The organism is Arthrobacter sp. ov118, assembly GCF_900116495.1.
Taxonomy (GTDB): domain Bacteria; phylum Actinomycetota; class Actinomycetes; order Actinomycetales; family Micrococcaceae; genus Arthrobacter.
Genome location: NZ_FPAY01000003.1, coordinates 331,244 through 353,406, shown reverse-complemented (window position 1 = coordinate 353,406; position 22,163 = coordinate 331,244). Strand labels below are relative to the sequence as shown.

The following is a 22,163-nucleotide window of genomic DNA, read 5'->3' as shown; positions in this document are numbered from 1 at the left end:
GCCTGGGTCCCGCAAACCGGAGTGCACCTTTCGCTACAAGGTACCGGCTACTGGCTACCGGCGCCCGGTCCGGGCAAGGGCTCTGGGGGTGCCGATTTTCACTCGGCGGTGTCCTGCTGGTCAGCGTTGCCGAGCGCTGCCGCGGCCGGCGCAGGCGATTCCGCGGTGTAGCTCTGCGCGAGCTCCGGGTGGTGCAGGTCCAGGGCGGGACGTTCGGAGCGGATGCGGGGCAGGGACGTGAAGTTGTGGCGCGGCGGCGGGCAGGAGGTGGCCCACTCGAGCGAGGCACCAAAGCCCCACGGGTCATCAACTTCCACGCGCTCGTTGCTGCGCCACGTGATGTAGACGTTCCAGAGGAACGGGATCAGCGAGGCGCCGAGGAGGAAGGATGCGTTGGTGGAGAACTGGTTCATTCCCGTGAAGTTGTCCTGCGGCATGTAGTCGGCGTAGCGGCGCGGCATGCCGTCGACGCCCAGCCAGTGCTGGATCAGGAAGGTGCCGTGGAAGCCGAGGAACAGCATCCAGAACTGGATCTTGCCGAGGCGCTCGTTGAGCATCTTGCCGGTCCACTTGGGCCACCAGAAGTAGAAGCCAGCGAACATGGCGAACACAACGGTGCCGAACACCACGTAGTGGAAGTGCGCCACCACAAAGTACGTGTCGGAGACGTGGAAGTCCAGGGGCGGCGAGGCCAGGATGATGCCGGTCAGGCCACCGAAGAGGAACGTGGCCAGGAAGCCGATGCTCCACAGCATCGGGGTTTCGAACGTCAGGGAGCCCCGCCACATCGTGCCGATCCAGTTGAAGAACTTCACGCCGGTCGGAACGGCGATCAGCATGGTCATGAAGGAGAAGAACGGCAGCAGCACCGCGCCGGTGACAAACATGTGGTGCGCCCACACGGTCACGGACAGGGCGGCGATGGAAATGGTTGCGTAGACCAGGCCCTTGTAGCCGAAGATCGGCTTGCGGCTGAAGACCGGGAAGATCTCGGACACGATGCCGAAGAACGGCAACGCGATGATGTACACCTCGGGGTGGCCGAAGAACCAGAACAGGTGCTGCCAGAGAATGGCGCCGCCGTTCTCCGGGTCATAGATGTGTGCACCAAAGCGGCGGTCCGCACCCAGGGCGAACAGGGCGGCGGCCAGCGGTGGGAAGGCCATGATGACCAGGATGGACGTCACGAGGGCGTTCCAGGTGAAGATCGGCATCCGCCACATGGTCAGGCCCGGGGCGCGCATGCAGATGATCGTGGTGATGAAGTTGACCGCGCCGAGGATGGTGCCGAAGCCGGAGAGCGCCAGGCCGAAGACCCAGAGGTCACCGCCCACGCCGGGGCTGAACGTCGCGTCCGACAGCGGTGCGTACGCCGTCCACCCGAACGACGCGGCGCCCTGCGGGGTGATGAAGCCGGACACGGCGATCGTGGAGCCGAAGAGGAAGAACCAGAATGCCAGAGCGTTCAGTCGCGGGAACGCGACGTCGGGTGCACCCAGCTGCAGGGGCATGATCACGTTCGTGAAGCCGGCGAACAGCGGCGTCGCGAACATCAGGAGCATGACCGTGCCGTGCATGGTGAACAGCTGGTTGTACTGCTCTTTGGTCGCCACAATCTGCAAGCCCGGCTCGAACAGCTCGGCGCGGATCAGCAGCGCCATGACACCGGCGAGGCAGAAGAACACGAAGGACGAGATCAGGTACATGTAGCCGATGGTCTTGTGGTCGGTCGAGGTGATCCAGTTGACCACTATGCGGCCCTTGCGCCGGGGAACCACGGCCGGAACTCCACGGACCGTCACATCTGGTGATTGCTGATATCCGGACATGGTCTGCCACTCCTGAGGATCGCCTTGCAGGCCCCCCGCTTGTAGAGCTAAGTGCGGCCGGAACCAGGAGATTCAGGAACCGACAGCACCAGACTAACCCCTTGGCGGGACTGTGTGTATGTACTTCGCACAATAAAACAGCCCCCTCGGTTTCATTCTGGAATGCCGCTAGTTTTCATGGCCTGCAGCTGGTTCCGTTGGCCACTCGCTCGTCATCGGCGACCGCCCTCGAAGGGGCCGTCGCTCGGCATGCCGACGCTCCCGGAGGTGCCCCTCCAGGACGCGCCGGGCCCGGACGTGCCGCGCTACTGCGCGTTCCGGTAAGGCTCCGCGAGCGTCGGATCTGCCGGCCATGAGTCGGACTCCGTGCCCTCGTCTGCCAGGGGGTTGGGCGGGTACGTTCCGGTCAGGCCCGCCGTCGTCACTTCCGGGCCCGGCAACTGAACCTGCGGCGGCGGAACGGCCGCCCCCGTGTCCGGGATCCGGTGGATGGGAGCGGGGTAAGCACCCGGACGTGCAACAGTGCCGCGGGAAGCGGCAGGCGGGGCGCCCGCGCTCAGGCTGCGGCTGAGCCGGCCGGCCAGGACCCCGGCTCCGGCCGCCAGCAGCAAGAAGGTTCCGGGGCGCTGGCGCGCGAAGGATTTCACCTCGTCCAGCAGCGAGTCGGGATTCCGCCTGTCGAGCCAGCCGGCGACGGCGGAGGAACGCTCCGCCGCCTGGCGGACGAGGTCGGAGGCGACGCCGGGCTGGTCGGAGGCGGAGGCCATGGAGTGAAGTTGGGAAGAAATCGAGCGCAGGCCTTCGGCGGCTTTTTGCTGCTGGGTGCCGGCCTGCTCGGTGAGGCCGGATTTCGCCTGGTACAGAAGGTCCCTGGCGTTGGTCTTCACCTCGGCGGCGACGTTGGCGGCCTCGGTCTGTACCGTCCCGGCCACGGTCTGGGCTGAATCCGCGGCGGTACGGGAGACTTCGGCGGCCTCCTGCCTGGCCGTTTCGGCGGCGGAGGCGCCAGTGGTGGAGGTGCCCGTGGTGGAGGTGCCGGCGGGTGAGGTGAGAGGCGGGGCAGTCACCGAAGCGGTGGTGGCATCCCCTGCAGGGGTGCTGTAGATCTCGCCGTCGGCCTCGCGCGGAAACGTCGATGCCGGCCGGAGGGGGGTCTGGCCCGCATCCTGATTCGCCGCGGTGCCGTGTGGCCCGTGCTGGGGCACTTCGTTCTCTGTCATCTTCGCTCTCTTTCCAAGAAGATCGGCTGCTGATCACAACCCGGCCATGCCGGGACTTAAATAGTAAGCATGATTACTAATGGATCGTAAGTACCAACTGCTCAGCACTTTGGGCCCGGGCGGGGCCAGCGGGGCCGGATGCCCCCGTGAACTAGGCTGGAAACATGGACAAGGCGGGGGATCTCTGATGGCGAAGCGGGGGAGAGCGGCCCGGAACGCGGCCGGAAATTCACCGGGGGTCGTGGAGGTGCCCAAGGGTTCCCGCCCCGACGGCCCGGCCGCAGGCATCTACTACATCGATACCGGTGACTGTGAGCTGATCCCGGACCAGGACAATTCCACCGGCTGGCTGCTGCGCATCAACGGTGTCATGAGCTCGCACATTGACCTCGCGGACCCGCTGTTCCTCGACTTCGAGTACATGCGCTGGATCTCGGCGCTCGTGGAGTCGCGCTGGCCCCGGGAATCAAAGCCCAAGCTCCGAGCCCTGCACCTTGGCGGCGGGGCATGCTCGCTGGCCCGCTACTTCCATGCCGCGTATCCCGACGCCCGGCAGGTGGTGGTGGAACTGGACGGCAAACTCGCCGATTACGTGCGCGGCTGGTTCGACCTGCCCAAGGCGCCCCTGCTCCGCCTGCGCGTGGGGGAAGCCCGCGAGGTCACCGAGAGCCTCACCGGGCAGACCCGGGACGTGATCATCCGCGACGTCTTCGCCGGTTCCCTGACGCCCCGGCCGCTCACCACCCGGGAGTTCAACAGCCACGTCCGGCGCGTGCTGGCCCCGGGCGGGCTCTACGTGGCCAACTCCGGCGACGCCCCGGACCTAAAGAACGCCCGCGAGGATGCGGCCACGATTGCGGATTCATTCAAGCACACCATGATCATTGCCGATCCTGCCATGCTCAAGGGCCGCCGCTACGGCAACATGGTCATGGCCGGCAGCGACCTGCCCTTCGACGACGACCCCGGGCTCGCGCGGCGGCTGCTAGGGGGTGCGGTGCCGGCTCACATCTGGAACGACGCGAAAGTGCGGGCGTTTGCGGCAGGTTCCCCCGTTCGCCGCGACCCGAAGGCCCCGGTTCCGGCCCCGGCCGAGTAGGCCCATTCATCGGCTGCTCCGTAACCGCCCCTTGGGAGCCCCTCAACGGCGCTTACGGAGCAGCCGATCCGGGTCTTGGCCTGCCCAGCAGCGCATCGCGGTGCGCCGCCGTCTGCTCCCGGAGTGCCCGCACGAGGGCCGCCACGGCCGGCCGGCGCAGGGAGTCGGGCCTGAGCACCATCCAGTAGGGCAGCGTTTCCGCGAAATGCTCCGGCAGGAGCCGGACGAGATCCGGATGCAGGTCGGCCGCGAAGCATGGAAGGAAGCCGATTCCTGCGCCGGCGCGGGTGGCTTCCACGTGGACAAAGACGTTGGTTGAGCTCAGCCCGTCCCGCATCGCCGGCACCAGCCGGCGCGGGGCGTCCAGATCATCCACCTGCAGCATCGAATCGACGAAGTATACGAGCGCGTGGGCCGTCAGTTCCTCCACGGTGGCCGGGGTGCCGTATTCGGCCAGGTAGCCGCGGGAGGCGTACATTCCCAGCATGTACTCGCCAAGCTGCGCGGCTTGTGCCCGGTGCACCTGCGGCTCGCCGACCACCACCTCGATGTCCAGACCGGAGCGCTGCTGGAGGGCCCGGCGCGTCACGGTGATGATCTCGACACTGAGCCCGGGGTGGTCGCGGCGGAGCCGGGCCACGGCCGGGGCGGCGATGTAGGCGCTGAAGCCGTCCGTGGCGGTCATCCTGACGACCCCGGTGATGGGGTCCGGGGCGTGCCCGCGCTGGTCCAGGGTGCGTACGGCCCCTTCCACCTGTTCGGCCACCCGCACGGCCTCGGCGCCGAGTTCGGTCAGCTCCCAGCCGCCTGAAGCGCGGGAGAGCACCCGGCCGCCGAGCGCCTTCTCCAGCGCCGCGATCCGCCGCGAGACGGTGGTGTGGTTCAGTCCGAGAGTCTGGGCCGCCGTCGTAAATTTTGCCGTGCGGGAGACGGCGAGCAGGACCAACAGGTCATCCGGGTTGGCATTCATGTCTGCAATTCTGCACACACCGGGTGCCCGTTTGGCTATTGAATCGCCGTGGATGTGCGGTAATACTCAATGAACCCATTTCGGTGCTATGAGTCACAGCGCGTGTCACCGTGGACACAGAGGAGAACCAGAATGAGCGTAAACCACCGCTCTGCAACACCGCCTGCAGCACCCGCGGCTCTATAAGGAAGGCTGATTTATGGAAAACACGCTGAACGGACGCAAGGCACTGGTGACCGGCGGTGCCGGCGGGATCGGGGCCGCCAGCGTCCGCGCCCTGGCTGCACGCGGGGCAAAAGTGGTGATCGCCGACGTCGACGAGGCCGCTGCCGCAAAGCTCGCCGACGAGGTCGGCGGCTCCTCGTGGGCCGTCAACCTGCTCGACGTCGAATCGCTCCAGACGCTCAGCCTGGACTGCGACATCCTGGTGAACAACGCCGGAATCCAGCGCGTCAGCCCCATCGAGGAGTTCGATCCGGCTGACTTCCGCCGCATCATCACCCTCATGCTGGAGGCGCCTTTCCTGCTGATCCGTGCCGCGTTGCCGCACATGTACGCCAACAATTTCGGCCGCGTCATCAACCTGTCCTCCGTCCACGGCCTGCGGGCCTCGCCGTTCAAGAGCGCGTATGTCTCCGCCAAGCACGGCCTGGAAGGCCTGAGCAAGGTGACGGCACTCGAGGGCGGCGCGCACGGCGTCACGTCCAACTGCATCAACCCCGGGTACGTCCGCACGCCCCTGGTGGAGGCGCAGATTGCCGACCAGGCCAAGGTGCACGGCATTCCGGAGTCGGAGGTCCTCGCCAAGGTCATGCTGACCGAATCGGCGGTCAAGCGCCTGGTGGAACCGGAAGAAGTGGCGTCCCTGGTGGCGTGGCTGGCGTCCGACGACGCCGGCATGGTCACCGGTGCCAGCTACACGATGGACGGCGGCTGGTCCGCGCGGTAACCACCAACGCGGGGTCACTTACGGCCCATTCGGAGGCCCCGGACGGGCGCTGAGTGACCCCGCGTTGTGCTGCGCCAGAGCGGTTCGCTAGTTCTTCGTGCCCGTCAGCGCCAGGGTGCCGCCCAGTCCGATCATCATCACGCCGCCGGTGGTGCTGAGCGCCGCGATCCGCCGGGGAGACCGGGCGAACCAGTGCCGGGCCGTTCCGGCCACGAGGGCCCACGCGCTGTCGGACGCCAGGGCGATCAGCAGGAACACCGCGCCCAGCGCGGCGAGCTGCACCGGAATCCCGCCGGCGGAATAGTCGACGAACTGCGGGAGCACGGCCACGAAGAAGACGATCGACTTCGGGTTGGTCGCCCCCACGAGGAATCCCTCCCGGAGCACCCGCGCGGTCGACGACGGGTTGGAGGGATTTGCCGCCGTCGGGCCCCCGCCACGGTGCCGGATGGCCTGGATCCCCAAGTACACCAGATAGGCGGCGCCGGCGAATTTCACCACGCTGAAGAGCACGAGGGACTGGGCCAGCACCACTCCGACGCCCAGGGCCACGGCCGCGATCTGCACCATCTCGCCGGCCGCGTTGCCCACGACGCTCAGCAGTCCGCCTTTGCGCCCCAAGGCAAGGGTCCGCCCGATCACGAACAGCACGCTGGGGCCCGGCATGGCGATGAGAATGAGGGCGGCCAGGGCGAAGGTCAGGAGGTTGGCGGCGGGAACCATGCCTGATCTTAGCCCCGCCGGCGGCGCTCCCGGGAGACCCTCCGGAGACCTCCCGGGGGTCGGGCGGCGCTCCCGGGAGGCGGTGCGCCAGTACCGCTACCGACCGGCAGGCACCTGGGGGAGCTGCGCCGTTTCGTCGGTGAGTTCGGCCCGCTCCCGGCCGTGACCGCGAACCCAGAGCCGGTAGGCCACCACCAGCAGGCCGAGCCAGACGGCGCCGACGTACAGTGCCACCCGGGTGTCCTCGAAGACGCCCAGAATAACGATCACGAGGGCCATGAAGGCGATGGTCAGCACTGACGCTGCAGGCCACCAAGGGGACGGAAACTCCGACGCCGGCAGCCCCTTGCGGGCGATCTCGCGTTTCATCGCGACGTGGGAGGCCAGGATCATGGCCCAGACCCACACGGTGGCGAAGGTCGCGATCGAGGCGATCAGCAGGAAGACGTCTTCCGGGATCACCGCGTTGAGCACTACACCCACCAGCAGGATGCCCGTCATCATCACCACGGTCATCCACGGCACCCCGTGGCGGGAGACCTTGCCGAAGCTTGCCGGAGCGTGGCCCTGCCGGGCCAGGCCGAACAGGATCCGGCCGGCGCCGAAGATGTCGCTGTTCACGGCGGAGAGCGCCGCCGTGATCACCACGGCATTGAGGATGTGGGGTGCCGCCGGAATGCCCAGGCCGCTGAAGATCTGTACGAAGGGGCTGCCGTTGCTGCCGATCTCGTCCCACGGGAACAGGCTCATCAGCACGCCCAGGGTCAGCACATAGAAGAGCAGGACACGCACGGGAACGGTGTTGACGGCCTTGGGGATGACTTTCTTCGGATCGGCCGCTTCACCTGCCGTGATGCCGAGCGTCTCCACCCCGCCGAACGCGAACATCACCACCGCGAAGGAGGCGAGGAGCCCTTCGAACCCGTTGGGGAACAGGCCACCGTGCTCCACGAGGTTGCCCAGCCCGGGCGCCACGGTGGCGCCGCCGGTCTGGAACCCGAACACGACGATTGCTGCACCGCCCGCGATCATCGCGATGATGGCCGCCACCTTGATCAGCGAGAACCAGAACTCCAGCTCGCCGAAGACCTTGACGCTGAGCAGGTTCAGGGCCGCCAGGAAGAAGATGATGGCCAGCACCCACACCCAGCGCTCCACGCCGGGAAACCAGAATCCCATGTAGATGCTGAAAGCCGTGACATCCGCGATGGCCACGATCGCCATCTCAAAGACGTACGTCCAGCCCGTGACGAACCCGGCCAGCGGTCCCAGATAACGGCTCGCATACTGGCCGAAGGACCCGGAGACCGGATGCCGTACCGCCATTTCACCCAGGGCGCGCATCACCATGAACACCGCGGCGCCGCCGATCATGTAGGCGAACAAGACGGCGGGCCCGGCCTTCTGGATAGCGGACGCCGATCCGTAGAACAGCCCCGTGCCAATCGCCGAGCCCAGCGCCATGAACCGGATGTGGCGGACATTCAGTCCCCTGCTGAGGACGGAATCAACCGCTGCGCTGACGGCTGTGACGGCGCTGCCGCTGCCTGCTGCACGGGCCGGCGGGGTCTCGGTTTGGGCTTGTTGCATGCGAATACCTTCTCGTCATTGGGAGGGGGATCGCTATCCAGCAGACCATGTCCGGCGCGCTTGTGATGAGTTTCACGGCAACTCCGTGTCTTTGATGCCAGACTCGGCGGCGTACGCCTGGCGTCGGTCACCGCGTCTCCCCATCTTTGCCTGCGTCCGACGGCGTGTGGTTTCCCGACGCCGGCGCGTCCCGGCGTCGTGCGGGCAAAGGCGGGGAAACTCCGCGCGGTGAAGACTTGGCGGCGGTTAGGTCACGCGTCCTGGGGCTTGAAGCGGGCCACGTACCGGCGCTGCCCGGGCGTCTCCACGGTCCGGCGCCGGTAGTTCCGGCGCACGTAGATGACTGCCTGCTCTGGCGGGACCCCGTCCAGGATGGCGATGCAGGCCAGGGCGGTGCCGGTCCTGCCGACGCCGCGCATGCAGGCGACCTCCACCCGCTCGGACTCGGCCCGCCGCCAGGCTTCCGTCAGGGCGTCCAGGGCGTCGGAGTGGTCGGCAGGCAGCCGGAGATCCGGCCACCGCACCCACCGTGATTCCCACGCCGCTGCAGGCGGTGGCTTGCCCAGCAGGTACACGCCGAACTCGGGGAGCGGCCCGGGCGGAAGCGGGTAGTGCAGGCCGCGGCCGCGGATGCACCGCCCCGAGGGCAGGACCAGGACACCGGCCTGGGACGCCTCCCACGTATCCTTCATGATCCAGATCGTAGTCTTTCCTCCGCGGCTTGGCCTCACCGGTATCCGGTCGGGTCCGCCGGGAGTCCCGATTCCTGCACCTCCACCAGATACCGCCAGCAGTCGGGCTGCGAGCCGTCGACGTCGGTGAAACCGTATTCGCGTGCCAGCCCGCCGGAGGAGTAGGAGCCGCCGGTGCGGCGGTGCAGATCAGGGTCCGCTGCGAGGGCCGCGACCGCCCGCCCCACGAACAGGGGACTCTCCGAGATCGCGGCAAAATGCGGCTGCGTGCCGGCTGCCTCGCGCCAGTTCGCCTCGATCACGCCAAAGTGCTCAAGCATCATTTCGGACCGCATCCAGCCGGGCGTCAGCGCCAGCGCCGAGCACCCGGAGGGCTTCAGCTCCTCCCCCTGGCTGAAGGCGAGCCGGAGCACCGCGTTCTTGGCAAGATCGTAGGACATGGAAACCCGGTAGTGCCCGGCGTTGTAGTCGCGGGTTCCGTCGGTCATCTCCACCACCAGGCCGCCGGGCCGGCGGATGAGCAGCGGCAAGGCGAAATGGCTGGTGATCAGATGAGTCTCTACGGCACCGCGGAGCATCCGCAGACCGGCGTTCAGATCGTGCGCCCACAACGGCGTTTGCCATTCGATGAGGTCTTCGCCGCCCCAGATGTCGTTCACGAGGACATCCAGCCGGCCTTGCTCCGCGTCGATCCGTTGCACAAGGGTTTGAACTTCGGATGGCTCGCGGTGGTCGACGGCGGCGGCGATCCCCGTCCCGCCGGCGGCGGTGACCAGTTCGGCTGTCTCCTCTATCGTTTCCGGACGGTCATAGTCGGAACGCCGGCCGGACGTCGTGCGGCCGGTGCAGTACACGACGGCCCCGGCCTCGCCGAGGGCGACGGCAGCGCCGCGGCCGGCGCCGCGCGTCGCTCCCGCCACCAACGCCACTTTGCCTGACAGCACCGCAGCCATGCCCTTCCTGCCTTTCTCCGGGAGACCCCTGCCGTCGAAACGCCTCCAGAAAACACCGGCGGGGCGGTGGGGGGATAGGGGCAGAAGGCCCGCGGCGCCATCGGATGCAACATTGTCCGTAATCCCAGACACCGGGAGGGGTGTGCGGGCTGCCGGACGCAGGCCGCCGGGCGCATGCTTAAGTACGGGATACCGGACAGTGCCCGTTTTTTCGAAGAGGAACCATGCCAGCCACCAGCTCCACCTTGAGCCATCCGCCCGCCGCCGCCATAGCACCGGCTACGGCCGGAAACGCAGCCGAAAGCACCCCCGAGACGGCCGTCGACGCCGCCGTCGACACCGCCGTCGAAGCCCCGACCGAGGCCGCGGCAGCGTCCGCCCCCAAGCCTGCCCGCAGGGCCGCCGGCGTCAAGGCGGCGTCGAAAGTGCCGGCGGCGGAAAACACGCTGCGCATCCTGAAGCTGCTGGCCTCCCGGCGCGGGCCGATGGCGGCGTCGAACATCGCCACCGCGTTGGGCCTGCCTCGCTCCAGCGTCTACCACCTGCTCGGCGTGATGGAGGCGAACGGCTTCGTGCTGCACCTGCACGAGGAGCAGCGCTATGGCCTGGGCATCAGCGCCTTCGAACTCAGCTCGGCCTATTCCCGCCAGGAGCCGCTGTCCCGGCTGGGCCGGCCTATGCTCGCCTCGCTCGTGGACGTGATCGGCGAAAGCGCGCACCTGGCCGTGCTGCACGGCCGCGATGTGCTTTACATCGTGGAGGAGCGGGCCAAGAACCGGCCGTCCCTTGTGACCGACGTCGGGGTCCGGCTGCCCAGCCACCTGACCGCGAGCGGCCGCGCCATTCTTGCCGCGCTGCCGAAGTCCCAAGTGCGGGCGCTGTACCCGAATGCCGCCGCGTTCACGGCCCGGCACGAAACCGAGTCGCCCATCATGAAGTACTCCGCGCTGTCCTCGCACCTGGACCAGGTCCGGCAGCGCGGCTACGCCACCGAACACGGTGAGGTGACGCCCGGTTTCGGCTCGATCGCGGCCGCCGTGACCGACCACGTCGGATGGCCGACCGCCGCCGTCGCCGTGACCTTCCTCGAGGACAAGCTGCCAGCGGAGGACTGGCCCGCCCTCGCCGCACGGGTGCAGAAGGTCGCCAACGAACTCTCGGTCCGGATCCACGGCCGCCCGGCCTGACCGCCGCCGCCCCCACCCCGGATGCGCTATCACTTTTGGCTCCCATTCCTCCGTTTTGGCAACCGGAAGTGATAGCGCAATGGGGGAGGGGAGGGTCTGGAATGCCGGACAGCACCGGGCTGAACCCCCTGTCTGCGGTCCTGCGGACAGGCTTTAGTTGATACAGAACCACTTCCCGCGAACACCACTCTCCGCGAACACCACTCCACAGAAGGAGCCCCTTATGGCACCCGCCGATTTCACCACCGGTGCCCGCCCGGTCAAAGCAGCCCGCGGCACCGAGCTCACCGCCAAGAGCTGGCAGACCGAAGCCCCGCTGCGCATGCTCATGAACAACCTGGACCCCGAGGTCGCCGAGCGGCCGGAGGATCTTGTGGTCTACGGCGGCACCGGCCGCGCAGTCCGCAGCTGGGCCGCATTTGACGCCATCACCCGCACCTTGGAAACCATGGAAAAGGACGAGACCCTCCTGGTCCAGTCCGGTAAACCCGTCGGCGTTTTCCGCACCAACGAGTGGGCCCCGCGCGTCCTGCTGGCCAACTCCAACCTCGTCGGCGACTGGGCCACCTGGCCTGAGTTCCGCCGCCTCGAGGCCGAGGGCCTGATGATGTACGGCCAGATGACCGCAGGCTCCTGGATCTACATCGGCACCCAGGGCATCCTGCAGGGCACTTTCGAGACCTTCGCCGCGATCGCCCGCAAACTTACCGGGAACGTGGACGGCACCCTCGCCGGCACCCTGACCCTTACCGGCGGCTGCGGCGGCATGGGCGGCGCCCAGCCGCTCGCCGTCACCCTGAACGACGGCGCCTGCCTGATTGTCGACGTCGACGAGACCCGCCTGCGCCGCCGCGCGGTTAAGCGCTACCTCGACGAGGTCGAAACCGACCTCGACGCCGCGATCGCCAAGGTCCTCAAAGCCAAGGAAGAGCGCCGCGGCTGGTCCGTGGGCTACGTCGGCAACGCCGCCGAAGTCTTCCCCGAGATCCTGCGCCGCCACAACGCCGGCGAGCTCACCGTGGACATCGTCACGGACCAGACCTCCGCCCACGACCCCCTGAGCTACCTGCCCGAGGGCATCACTGTCGAGGAATGGCACCGCGAGGCCGCGGCCGACCCGGACGGCTTCACCAAGAAGGCGCAGGCCTCGATGGCCAAGCACGTCCAGGCCATGGTGGAGTTCCAGGACGCCGGCGCCGAGGTCTTCGACTACGGCAACTCCATCCGCGACGAGGCCCGCAAGGGCGGCTACAACCGCGCCTTCGAATTCCCCGGCTTCGTCCCGGCCTACATCCGCCCGCTGTTCTGCGAGGGCCTCGGCCCGTTCCGCTGGGTGGCGCTCTCCGGTGACCCCGAGGACATCGCGGTCACGGACCGGGCCATCAAGGAGCTGTTCCCCGAGAACAAGCACCTGCACCGCTGGATCGACGCCGCCGGTGAGCGCGTCGAGTTCGAGGGCCTGCCGGCGCGGATCTGCTGGCTCGGTTACGGCGAACGCGCCAAGGCCGGTCTGCTGTTCAACCAGCTCGTCAAGGAAGGCAAGGTCAAGGCGCCCATCGTGATCGGCCGTGACCACCTCGACTCCGGCTCCGTCGCCTCCCCGTACCGCGAGACCGAGGCCATGGCCGACGGCTCGGACGCGATCGCCGACTGGCCGCTGCTCAACGCCCTGCTCAACACCGCCTCCGGCGCCACCTGGGTCTCCATCCACCACGGCGGCGGCGTCGGCATCGGCCGCTCCATCCACGCCGGCCAGGTCTCGGTGGCCGACGGCACCGATCTCGCGGCCGAAAAGCTCGCACGGCTCCTCACCAACGACCCCGGCATGGGCGTCATCCGCCACGTCGACGCCGGCTACGACCGCGCCGTCGAGGTCGCCAAGGAACGCGGTGTCCGCATCCCCATGTCAGAGTCCCGCTGACCCAGCCCCCGTAAACCTCGTCGATTGCTCCGTAAGTGCCGTTTTGAGCCTTGAAAAGGGCCGTTACGGAGCAATCGACGGGGAGCCCGGCTCTACCATCAGACTTAGGAAGATCTCAATGACTCTTACCACCCACGAACCGCTGACCGTCACCCTCGGCTCCAGCGGCGTCACCCCCGAAGACGTTGTCGCCGTCGCCCGCCACGACGCCCACGTGACCATCGCCCAGGACGCCCTCGACGCCGTCGCCAAGGTCCGCGCCCACATCGACGACCTCGCCCACAGCGATACCCCCGCCTACGGCATCTCCACCGGCTTCGGGGCGCTGGCCAACCGGCACATCCCGGGCGAGCTGCGCACCCAGCTGCAGAAATCCCTGATCCGCAGCCACGCCGCCGGCATGGGCCCGGCCGTGGAACGCGAGGTGGTCCGCGGCATCATGTTCCTGCGCGCCAAGACCCTCGCCTCCGGCCGGACCGGCGTCCGCCCCGTGGTCCTGCAGACCATGGTGGACGTCCTGAACGCCGGCATCACCCCGGTGGTCCGCGAATTCGGCTCGCTCGGCTGCTCGGGCGACCTCGCGCCGCTGTCACACTGCGCCCTCGTCCTGATGGGCGAAGGCGAGGCGACCGGCCCGGACGGCGAGCACTACGGCTCCAAGGGCGAACGTCCCGTCGCGGAACTCCTCGCCGCCCACGGGATCGAACCCGTCACCCTGGCCGAAAAGGAGGGCCTGGCCCTCGTCAACGGCACCGAGGGCATGCTGGGGATGCTGCTGATGGCCATCGCGGACATCCGGCAGCTGCTCACGACGGCGGACATCACCGCCGCGCTCAGCGTCGAGGCGCTGCTCGGCACGGACCAGGTGTTCCTGCCCGAACTGCACGCAGCGCTCCGCCCGCACCCCGGCCAGGCCGCCTCCGCGGACAACATGCTCCGGGTCCTGTCCAATTCGCCGATCGTGGCCTCGCACCGGATCAATGACACCAAGGTCCAGGACGCGTACTCGCTGCGCTGCGCACCCCAGGTGGCCGGCGCCGTCCGGGACACCGTGGACCACGCGGCCCTGGTCGCCTCGCGGGAACTGGCCGCGGCGATCGACAACCCGGTGGTCCTGCCGGACGGCCGGGTCAGCTCCAACGGCAACTTCCACGGCGCCCCAGTGGCTTATGTGCTGGACTTCCTGGCCATCGCCGTCGCGGACCTTAGCTCCATCGCCGAGCGCCGGACCGACCGGATGCTGGATCCGGCACGCTCGCACGGACTGCCCGCCTTCCTTGCCGCGGACCCCGGCGTCGACTCGGGCCTCATGATCGCCCAGTACACCCAGGCCGGACTGGTCTCGGACAACAAGCGCCTGGCCGTGCCGGCGTCGGTCGACTCGATCCCGAGTTCGGCGATGCAGGAGGACCACGTCTCCATGGGCTGGCACGCTGCCCGCAAGCTCCGGAAAGCGGTCGAGAACCTGCGCCGCGTCCTCGCCGTCGAACTGGTGACCTCGGCCCGCGCGCTGGACATCCGTACCCAGGTCTCCGGCGGGGAGCTGACACCGGGCCCTGCGGGCACGGCCGTGATCGCCGCGCTGCGCGACGTCGTCGGCGGTCCCGGCACCGACCGGTTCCTGTCACCGGAGCTCGAAGCGGCCGACGCGCTGGTGGCGTCCGGCGGGATCCGGGCTGCGGCCGAATCCGCCGTCGGAAATCTCGCCTGAGAGGAAACAAAGTGCATGCCAGCTGAATAATTCCCGGAGTTCCCGAAATCTTCGGCAACACGGCCTTCGGGAGCGCGGGATGTGTAGTACAAATGGAAAGTCCACACCGACGAAGTTGTGGCAAAGAACACATACAAAGGGGTAATAGTTCTATGAAAGCACGCGGCACGGTACTGTCCAGGCGCCTTGCAACGGCAGCCACGGTTTCCGACTGGTGCGGCCTTCGGGTCGGAGAGCGGGTCGAAATCGTCAAGCACGCACAGGTCATTGCGGCCGGTGAGGTCGAAGAGGTCTCACTGAGCGGAAATGTGCTCTGGCTGGTGCCCACCGGGCCGTCCGAAACGCAGCTTTTCCTGCAGTCCGACGGCGTGCGGGTGCGCCGTAGCTGATCGTTACCGACTTTCCACCCCGCACGCGGGTATGTTCTAAAGGAGGGGCGCCGTTCCGTTGGGGACGGCGCCCCGACCCATTCCCGGGACTCCGGGCCGCGGCAGGAGGGAAAGCACGTGTTCGAGGCGACCAGTATCGTGTTCGCGGCGGCGGGTCTGGCGGTCTTCGCCGCCGCCGTTCTGCCGAAGCTGCTGCGCAATGCGCCGCTGTCCATGCCGATGGTGTTCCTGGCCGCGGGGATGCTGGCCTTCACCTTCATCCCCAGCCTGCCGGACCCGGACCCTGTGCAATACGGGGATTTCACCACGCACCTGACCGAGGTGTGCGTCCTCATCTCGCTGATGGGCGCCGGGCTGGCCCTGGACCGCCCGATCGGGCTGCGCCGGTGGTCCACCACCTGGCGGATGCTGGGCCTGGCCATGCCGCTCTGCATCGTGGGCCTGACCCTGCTGGGGCTGTGGGCCCTGGGACTAGGCCTCGGCGCCGCCCTGCTCATTGGCGCCGCACTGGCACCTACCGACCCGGTCCTGGCCTCCGAGGTGCAGGTGGGTGAGCCGGCCGACGACGAAGGTGAGGCCGAGCGCGGCGAAGACGAGATCCGGTTCGGGCTGACCTCCGAAGCCGGGCTCAATGACGGCCTGGCGTTCCCGTTTGTCTATCTGGCCATCGCCATCAGCCTGGTTGGCGCGTCCCCGTCTGAGTGGTTCGCCCCCTGGTTCGCCGTGGACGTGCTCTGGCGGATCGGCATCGGCGTTCTCCTGGGCTTCGCGGCCGGAAAAGCGATGGGCAGGCTCTTTTTCGGTGCCCGGCACGAAAGCATCCGGCTCTCCAACCACTCGGAGGGCTTTGTGGCCCTCGCCGCGACCTTCCTGGCCTACGGGGCAGCACAGATGCTCGAGGGCTACGGGTTCGTCGCGGTTTTTGTCTGCGCGGTGACCATCCGGGCCGCGGAACGCACCCACGGCTTCCACCGCGTGATGCACTCCTATGTGGAACAGCTCGAACGGCTCATGACCGTGGTCATCCTGGTGCTGCTCGGCGGCGCCATTGCCCGCGGGCTGCTGGCCGGAATCGGCTGGGCAGAGGTGCTGGTGGCCCTGGCCTTCCTCCTGCTGGTGCGGCCGCTCGCTGGCTGGCTGGCGCTTGCCCGGGGCAAGACCGGCCCGCGGGAACGGATTGCGATTTCGTTTTTCGGCATCCGCGGCGTCGGTTCGCTGTACTACATCGGTTTCGCCCTCGGCACGGGAAACTTCGCCGCGCAGGCGCAGGAGCTTTGGGCGTTGGTGGGGCTGGTGGTGGCGATGTCGATCGTGCTGCACGGCGCCACGACTGCCCCGGTAATGAACCGGCTGGACCGGCTGCGCCAGCGCAGGGCCCTGGAACAGCACGGCGACGAGGGTGAGGCTCCCCGCACGGCTGTATAGGCCCGCGTTACCCGAGCAGCGTGGCGATCAGCCGCGCGGCCACCTTGGCGGTGCGGGCGTCGATGTCGAAGTCAGGGTTCAGCTCCGCGACGTCCAGGTGCAGGAGCTTCCCGCTGGCCGCCACCTGCCGGCACACGGCGGTGATCACGGGCAGCGGTACGCCGTAGGCGGCCGGCGCGCTGACCCCGGGGGCCACCGAGGCCGGCAGGACGTCCAGGTCGATCGTGAGGTACACGGCATCCACCTGCGCCAGGAACTCCGCCACAAAGGACTGCGCGGCCTCCGCCGTGCAGTCCTCGTCCAGGAGGTAGTCCACGCCGAGCTCTTCTGCGGTCCGGAACAGTGCCCGGGTGTTGTTCGGCTCGGAAATCCCGACGACTGCGTAGCGCAGTTCGCGGCCAGCGGCCGCTTCCGCGCGGGCCATCTGCAGGAACGGCGTCCCGGAGCTGGGTGCGGGTTCGTCACGGAGGTCGAAGTGGGCGTCGAGGTTCAGCACGCCGACCCTCAGCCCCTCGCGCACGGCCGCCGACCCTGCGACGCCGAGGTAGCTGGCGAACGCGGTTTCATGGCCGCCGCCCAGCAGCACCGGAAGCTGCCCGGCGTCGATGATCCGGGAGACCGCCTGCCCGGCACGGACCTGGCCGGCTTCCAGAGACCCGCCGCTCACGGTGACGTCCCCGGCGTCGAGCACGTCCCGGCCGGAGTGGAAGGCGAGCGGGCCCAGGGCGGCCCTGATGGCGGCGGGCGCGGCCGCGGCGCCGACACGGCCCTTGTTGCGGCGCACCCCTTCATCGCTGCCGAAGCCGAGAATGACGGCGGTCCGGCTGCTGAATGGAGCCGGGACCGGTGCCGGGTGCGCGGCCGCCGGACCCTGCGGGGCGTAGGAGGTCACCGCCTGCCACCAGCGCCGGTGCTCGGCGCCGTCGCCATCGAACCTCCCGGTCCAGGGCAGCGGCGGGACATCGACGAAGAGGGCGGCAGTAACCATGGTCCTAGCTCACCGCAGCCGGCACCCGAAAACCAGCCGCTCCGTCGTCGTCGTGTCCGAAATCCCGGAAAGCCCCGTTAAACACTGCCGCGAATGCCATCTCGGCGGACGGGAAGGCGGGAAGACCTTAGTGGATCCCGAGCGCGGCCTCGATCGGGCCGATCGCGAAGAACAGGAGGAACGCCGCAGCCACAGCCCACATCAGCGGGTGCACTTCGCGGGCACGGCCCTGGAACAGGCGGATCAGCACAAAGCTGATGAAGCCCGCGCCCAGGCCGTTGGCGATCGAGTACGTGAAGGGCATGAGGGTGAAGGTCAGGAAGGCCGGGATCGCGATGCCCCAGTCCTGCCAGTCGATCTTGCCGACCTGCGAGACCATCATGAAGCCGACGATCACCAGGGCGGGGGCCACAGCCTCGAACGGCACGAGGTTGATTAGCGGGGTGAAGAACATGGCCACGAGGAACAGCAGGCCGGTGACGACCGATGCCAGGCCGGTGCGGGCCCCTTCACCGATGCCGGCGCCGGATTCGACGTAGATCTGGTTCGAGGAGACGGAAGCTCCGCCGCCGATGATCGCGCCGAGGGCGTCCACCTGCAGAACACGGTCTACGTTGGGGATGTTGCCGTCCTTGTCGATGGTGTCGGCCTCCGTAGCCAGGCCCACCATGGTGCCCATGGCATCGAAGAAGATGCTGAGCAGGATCACGAAGGCAAGCAGGGTGGCCGCGACGAAGCCGAGGTGCTCAAAGGCGCCGAAGGGGTTGGCCTTGCCGATCAGGGACAGGTCCGGCGCGGTCCACTCCGAGAACTGGGGTGCGACCAGGGACCAGCCCTGCGGGTTGTGGTTCTTGCCGTCAAAGCTGGGGCCGATGTGCAGGATGGATTCCAGGATCACCGACAGGATGGTGGAGGCGACGATGCCGATCAGGATGGCGCCCTTGACCTTGCGGACCACGAGCGCAATGGTGAGGACCAGGCCGAAGACGAACACGAAAGTGGGCCAGCCCACCAGCTTGCCGTCAAAGCCGAGCCCGACCGGAACGGTGGTGCCGGCGACATCCGGGATGCGGCGCACGAAGCCCGCGTTGACGAGGCCGATCAGGGCGATGAAGAGGCCGATGCCGACCACGATCGCGGTCTTCAGTCCCTCGGGGACGGCCTTGAACACGGCCGTCCGGAAGCCGGTGAGGACCAGGATCAGCATGGTGATGCCGGAGAGCATCACCAGGCCCATCATGTCCGGCCAGGTCAGGCCGGGGTTCGTGGCAACGGTGACCGCCACGAACGCGTTGACGCCGAGGCCGGTGGCCAGGGCGAAGGGATGCTTGGCCCACGCTCCCATGAGGATGGTGAGGATGCCGGCCACGAAGGCGGTTACAGCGGCGACGGCGGGGAAGCCGAGCGTCGCGCCCGTGGAGTCGGGTCCGGCGAGGATCAGCGGGTTCAGCACCACGATGTAGCTCATGGCGAAGAAGGTGGCGAACCCTCCGCGGATCTCGCGCGAGATGTTCGAACCGCGCTCGGAGATCTTGAAATACCGGTCGAGTTTAGAGTCCTGCTTGAGCATGACTTCTTGCATGAGTCCTCCGGGAGTGATGGGTGTTGCTTATATCCTATTGGGCGCCCCGCGGCCAACCCCGTGTTTTCGCCTAGTCTGTAAGGAAGACAACACTAGGAGTAGCCTGCCCATGCGCCTGATCCGACAGCTCGGGGGTGTCCTGCTGGGCGCCGTCGTCGCCGCCGCCGTTCTGCTCGGAGCCGGAGGCCCGGCGTCGGCGCACGACACCGCGGAGTCCACCAGCCCTGCCTCCGGAGCAACCCTTGCGGCGCCGCCGGAGAAGGTTTCGGTCACGTTCAACCACAATCCGCTGGCCCTGGGGTCGCAGATCGTGGTCAGCAGCGCCGCGGGCTCCAACTGGGCGGACGGTCCGGTGGAGATTGTGGACAACGTCGTTTCGCAGAAACTCAAGGCCGGCGCTCCGGCAGGGCAGTACACCGTGCAGTGGCGGGTGGCCAGTTCCGACGGCCATCCGATCGAGGGCAGTTTCACCTTTACCGCGGCGGCTGCTGCCCCGGGCGCGACGGCGGCTGCTGCGGTTCCCACGCTCGGCACCGCCCAGCCGGGCACCACCCAGGCGCCTGCCCCGGCGCCGGACGCGTCACAGCCGTTTCCGTGGAGCGTGATGGGTTTCGTCGCGGTGGGCATCGGAATCCTGGTGGCGCTCGGCCTGATGGCCAAACGCCGCCTCACGCCGGGCGCCGGCAGCGGCACCGAAGACTGAACAGCAACGCGGGGTCAGATACGGCCTATTGAAGGCCCTCCAATGGGCCGTATCTGACCCCGCGTTGCCCTTGGGCTATTAGGCCGGGGCGGCGGCCAGGGAAAGGGCGCCGGGCAGGAGCGCGGGCCGGCCGTCCGGGTAGACCTTGGCGGAAATCGCCTGCCCCACCACCTTGGCCTGGCGCAGCACTTCCTTGGGCGTGGGCGTGATGAGTTCGCCGACCCCCACGAGGTACATCCCCAGGGCGTGCATCGCCGCCATGACGTTGCGTCCGGCTGCCATGCCCAGTTCCGAGAGCATGCGGCGCAACTGGCTGTGGGCGCAGCGGGTCAGGACAAGATGATCGGCCAGGAGCACCCCGCCCGGAGTTTGGACAGCCCATTGCCCGGCGGGAGACCCGCCGGTGCCGGCGTCAAGGAGGTCCAGCTGCAGTGCCCGGATGTCGTTCCGAACGTCGAGCTTATGGCTCGCGGCGTAGTTGCGCAGATGCCGCAGGATTTCGTTGCGCTCCTTCAGGCTGGCGGCATCTGCCGCGTCGCAGCGCTGCAGGGAGGAAGTATTGGCCGGATGGCCGGCGCCCAGGAGGTCGAGACCGTCCACAATGATGGACGCGACACCGCGGCGCTGGAGCTCGCTGGCCACAGCCAGGCCGGAGAGCCCCGTCCCGATGACCACGGCCGTGGTCCGCTCAATCCCGCCGCACAAAGGCATGCTCGACACTGCAGGGTCCTCCTCGAAATGGCGCCAGTCCCGGGGCAATACCCCGGACGCTGACCTCGGCCTGGCTCCCGCAGCCACCCAGCAGCCGCGTTCTGAACTACCAGTCTCGGTTCAGCAACGAATCGAAGAATACCCAAGATTTGGCTCCGTGAATAGGGGAGGTAGGACATTGGCTGAACTCCCCGGATCACGGCGGTTTCCGCACGGGTCACGGCGGGAACCGGCCTTCGAAAATCCCGGAAATCCGGTGCCGCAACGGCCTGTTAATTCTGCGTAAATCCTTAGGCTCAGGGCCGCCGGGGACGCGTCTGACGCCGTCTTGTATGTTCGCAATTAACCGAGAATAGTGAGGAAAAAGAGGGGTTGTCGCGCGCGGGGTCGGGGTCGCCCCAGCCGGTGAACGCCGGGCGCCGGCACTTCTGGCAGAATAGCCGCAACATCAGGCAAGAATCGCGAGGAGGCGGACCCCATGGGCCGTGAACAGGTGCACCCGGACCCGGAATGGGAGACCGGCGGCGAGCCAGCGCCTCTGCGCGGAATCGTGGTGGGCTTCGATGGCTCGGACCACAGCCAGTGTGCCCTCGTGTGGGCCGCCCGCGAGGCCGAACGCCGGCGCCGCCCGCTGCACATCGTGACCGCTTATTCGGTGCCGATCTTCGCCGCTTCCGGGCTCGACGGCGGCTACGCCACTGTGGACGACTCCGTGATCCGCGAGGGCGCCGAAGCCATCCTCAAGCACGCCTTGGACAAGGTGGCCGGCTACAGCATTGACGTCGATGCGTCCGTTGAAAACGGGGACGCCTCCGGCGTGCTCCTCGAAATCAGCGAATCTGCGGAGCTGCTGGTCTTCGGAACCCGCGGCCGCGGAGGCTTCGTTGGCCGGCTGCTCGGCTCCGTCAGCAGCGCGTTGCCCGCCCACGCCAAGTGCCCCACCGTCACCGTGCCGCTGATCTGTGCCGACCGCCTCGGTGAAACCACTCAGGACAAGCATGTTCTGGCAGAACGGGCGAAGTCGGGCCGCCAGCCGGTCGAGAACGTTGTGGTGGTCGGCGTCGACGGTTCCGACCAGGCACGTATCGCGGTGCTGGAGGCCGCGGCCCAGGCCGAACGCCTCTCCGCCCGGCTGCGCCTGGTGTGCGCCGTCCCCCAGTACACGGGCTCGCTTGCCTGGGTGCCCGCGCCGATGGACCGCGATGCCCTGTTCGCCGACATCAAGATCCAGCTCGACGCGGGCGTGGCCTGGCTCCGGAGCCACTTCCCGGCCCTGGAGGTCGAGACGCAGCTTGTGGATGGCTCTCCGGTCGACATCCTCGTCGACGCCAGCCGCCACGTGGAACTGGTGGTGGTCGGCACCCGCGGGCGCGGAGGCTTCGCCGGAATGCTGCTGGGTTCCACGTCCGACGGCGTTCTGCACCACGCCAAGGGACCAGTGATGGTGGTACCGGACCGCGACGACCTGCGGCTTGCGGACAGGGCCAGCTTCGGCCCGATGCTCGGCGGCTACTAACGCCC

General features: G+C 68.0%; 19 protein-coding genes. 9 read left to right on the top strand and 10 right to left on the bottom strand.

The window, feature by feature from the left end:
* Positions 1-98 precede the first annotated feature (98 nt).
* Entirely contained in the window at positions 99-1,829 is a 1,731-nt protein-coding gene (ctaD, locus tag BM372_RS09165) for an aa3-type cytochrome oxidase subunit I (RefSeq protein WP_090954350.1), read from the bottom strand.
* 305 nt (positions 1,830-2,134) lie between these two features.
* Positions 2,135-3,049, bottom strand: a complete 915-nt coding sequence (locus BM372_RS09160) for a hypothetical protein (protein ID WP_177235942.1) — start codon at positions 3,047-3,049, stop codon at positions 2,135-2,137.
* Between the two features lie 187 nt (positions 3,050-3,236).
* Between BM372_RS09160 and BM372_RS09155 the strand changes: the two genes are divergently transcribed.
* The gene (locus BM372_RS09155) at positions 3,237-4,148 is read left to right on the top strand and encodes a spermidine synthase (RefSeq protein WP_090954348.1); all 912 of its coding nucleotides are present in this window, start codon (positions 3,237-3,239) and stop codon (positions 4,146-4,148) included.
* Positions 4,149-4,200: 52 nt separating this feature from the next.
* On the opposite strand, the gene BM372_RS09150 is transcribed toward BM372_RS09155, so the two are convergent.
* Positions 4,201-5,118: a LysR family transcriptional regulator gene (locus BM372_RS09150; RefSeq protein WP_090954346.1), complete on the bottom strand. Its 918-nt coding sequence runs from the start codon at positions 5,116-5,118 to the stop codon at positions 4,201-4,203.
* Between the two features lie 199 nt (positions 5,119-5,317).
* On the opposite strand from BM372_RS09150, the gene BM372_RS09145 reads away from it, so the two are divergent.
* A complete protein-coding gene (locus tag BM372_RS09145; protein ID WP_090954344.1) occupies positions 5,318-6,067 on the top strand; it encodes a 3-hydroxybutyrate dehydrogenase in 750 nt (249 codons plus the stop codon).
* A gap of 87 nt (positions 6,068-6,154) precedes the next feature.
* Here the strand turns inward: BM372_RS09145 and BM372_RS09140 are convergent, their stop codons facing one another.
* From BM372_RS09140 to BM372_RS09125, 4 genes are all read right to left on the bottom strand, one after another.
* Positions 6,155-6,790 carry a LysE family translocator gene (locus BM372_RS09140; protein WP_090954343.1) on the bottom strand — a complete coding sequence of 212 codons (636 nt, stop codon included), beginning with the start codon at positions 6,788-6,790 and terminating at the stop codon, positions 6,155-6,157.
* A 96-nt stretch (positions 6,791-6,886) separates the two neighbouring features.
* Positions 6,887-8,380: an amino acid permease gene (locus BM372_RS09135; RefSeq protein ID WP_090954342.1), complete on the bottom strand. Its 1,494-nt coding sequence runs from the start codon at positions 8,378-8,380 to the stop codon at positions 6,887-6,889.
* 251 nt (positions 8,381-8,631) lie between these two features.
* Entirely contained in the window at positions 8,632-9,072 is a 441-nt protein-coding gene (locus BM372_RS09130; RefSeq protein ID WP_090954340.1) for a protein-tyrosine phosphatase family protein, read from the bottom strand.
* A gap of 35 nt (positions 9,073-9,107) precedes the next feature.
* Complete coding sequence (locus BM372_RS09125; RefSeq protein WP_090954338.1) at positions 9,108-10,025, bottom strand: SDR family oxidoreductase; 918 nt, start codon at positions 10,023-10,025, stop codon at positions 9,108-9,110.
* A gap of 224 nt (positions 10,026-10,249) precedes the next feature.
* On the opposite strand from BM372_RS09125, the gene BM372_RS09120 reads away from it, so the two are divergent.
* The 5 genes from BM372_RS09120 to BM372_RS09100 all read left to right on the top strand — a co-directional run bounded on the left by BM372_RS09120 (position 10,250) and on the right by BM372_RS09100 (position 16,658).
* Positions 10,250-11,212 (top strand): IclR family transcriptional regulator, encoded by a 963-nt coding sequence (locus BM372_RS09120; protein WP_256214140.1) that lies wholly within the window; start codon positions 10,250-10,252, stop codon positions 11,210-11,212.
* A gap of 223 nt (positions 11,213-11,435) precedes the next feature.
* Complete coding sequence (locus tag BM372_RS09115; protein ID WP_090954337.1) at positions 11,436-13,133, top strand: urocanate hydratase; 1,698 nt, start codon at positions 11,436-11,438, stop codon at positions 13,131-13,133.
* Between the two features lie 118 nt (positions 13,134-13,251).
* A complete protein-coding gene (hutH, locus tag BM372_RS09110; protein WP_090954335.1) occupies positions 13,252-14,844 on the top strand; it encodes a histidine ammonia-lyase in 1,593 nt (530 codons plus the stop codon).
* A gap of 152 nt (positions 14,845-14,996) precedes the next feature.
* Positions 14,997-15,233: a hypothetical protein gene (locus BM372_RS09105; protein ID WP_090954333.1), complete on the top strand. Its 237-nt coding sequence runs from the start codon at positions 14,997-14,999 to the stop codon at positions 15,231-15,233.
* Positions 15,234-15,350: 117 nt separating this feature from the next.
* Entirely contained in the window at positions 15,351-16,658 is a 1,308-nt protein-coding gene (locus BM372_RS09100; RefSeq protein WP_090954331.1) for a cation:proton antiporter, read from the top strand.
* Between the two features lie 7 nt (positions 16,659-16,665).
* On the opposite strand, the gene hutG is transcribed toward BM372_RS09100, so the two are convergent.
* A complete protein-coding gene (gene hutG / locus BM372_RS09095; protein ID WP_090954329.1) occupies positions 16,666-17,646 on the bottom strand; it encodes a formimidoylglutamase in 981 nt (326 codons plus the stop codon).
* A gap of 127 nt (positions 17,647-17,773) precedes the next feature.
* On the bottom strand, positions 17,774-19,216 hold the full coding sequence (locus BM372_RS09090) for an NCS2 family permease (protein WP_090954581.1): 1,443 nt from the start codon (positions 19,214-19,216) through the stop codon (positions 17,774-17,776).
* A gap of 121 nt (positions 19,217-19,337) precedes the next feature.
* Here BM372_RS09090 and BM372_RS09085 point away from each other — a divergent pair, with 121 nt between their 5' ends.
* Positions 19,338-19,931: a copper resistance CopC family protein gene (locus tag BM372_RS09085; RefSeq protein WP_090954327.1), complete on the top strand. Its 594-nt coding sequence runs from the start codon at positions 19,338-19,340 to the stop codon at positions 19,929-19,931.
* Between the two features lie 78 nt (positions 19,932-20,009).
* Here BM372_RS09085 and BM372_RS09080 read toward each other — a convergent pair whose 3' ends face one another.
* Positions 20,010-20,642, bottom strand: coding sequence for an NAD(P)/FAD-dependent oxidoreductase (locus BM372_RS09080; protein WP_090954325.1), 633 nt, complete (start codon positions 20,640-20,642; stop codon positions 20,010-20,012).
* 478 nt (positions 20,643-21,120) lie between these two features.
* On the opposite strand from BM372_RS09080, the gene BM372_RS09075 reads away from it, so the two are divergent.
* Positions 21,121-22,158, top strand: coding sequence for a universal stress protein (locus tag BM372_RS09075; RefSeq protein WP_090954323.1), 1,038 nt, complete (start codon positions 21,121-21,123; stop codon positions 22,156-22,158).
* Positions 22,159-22,163 lie beyond the last annotated feature (5 nt).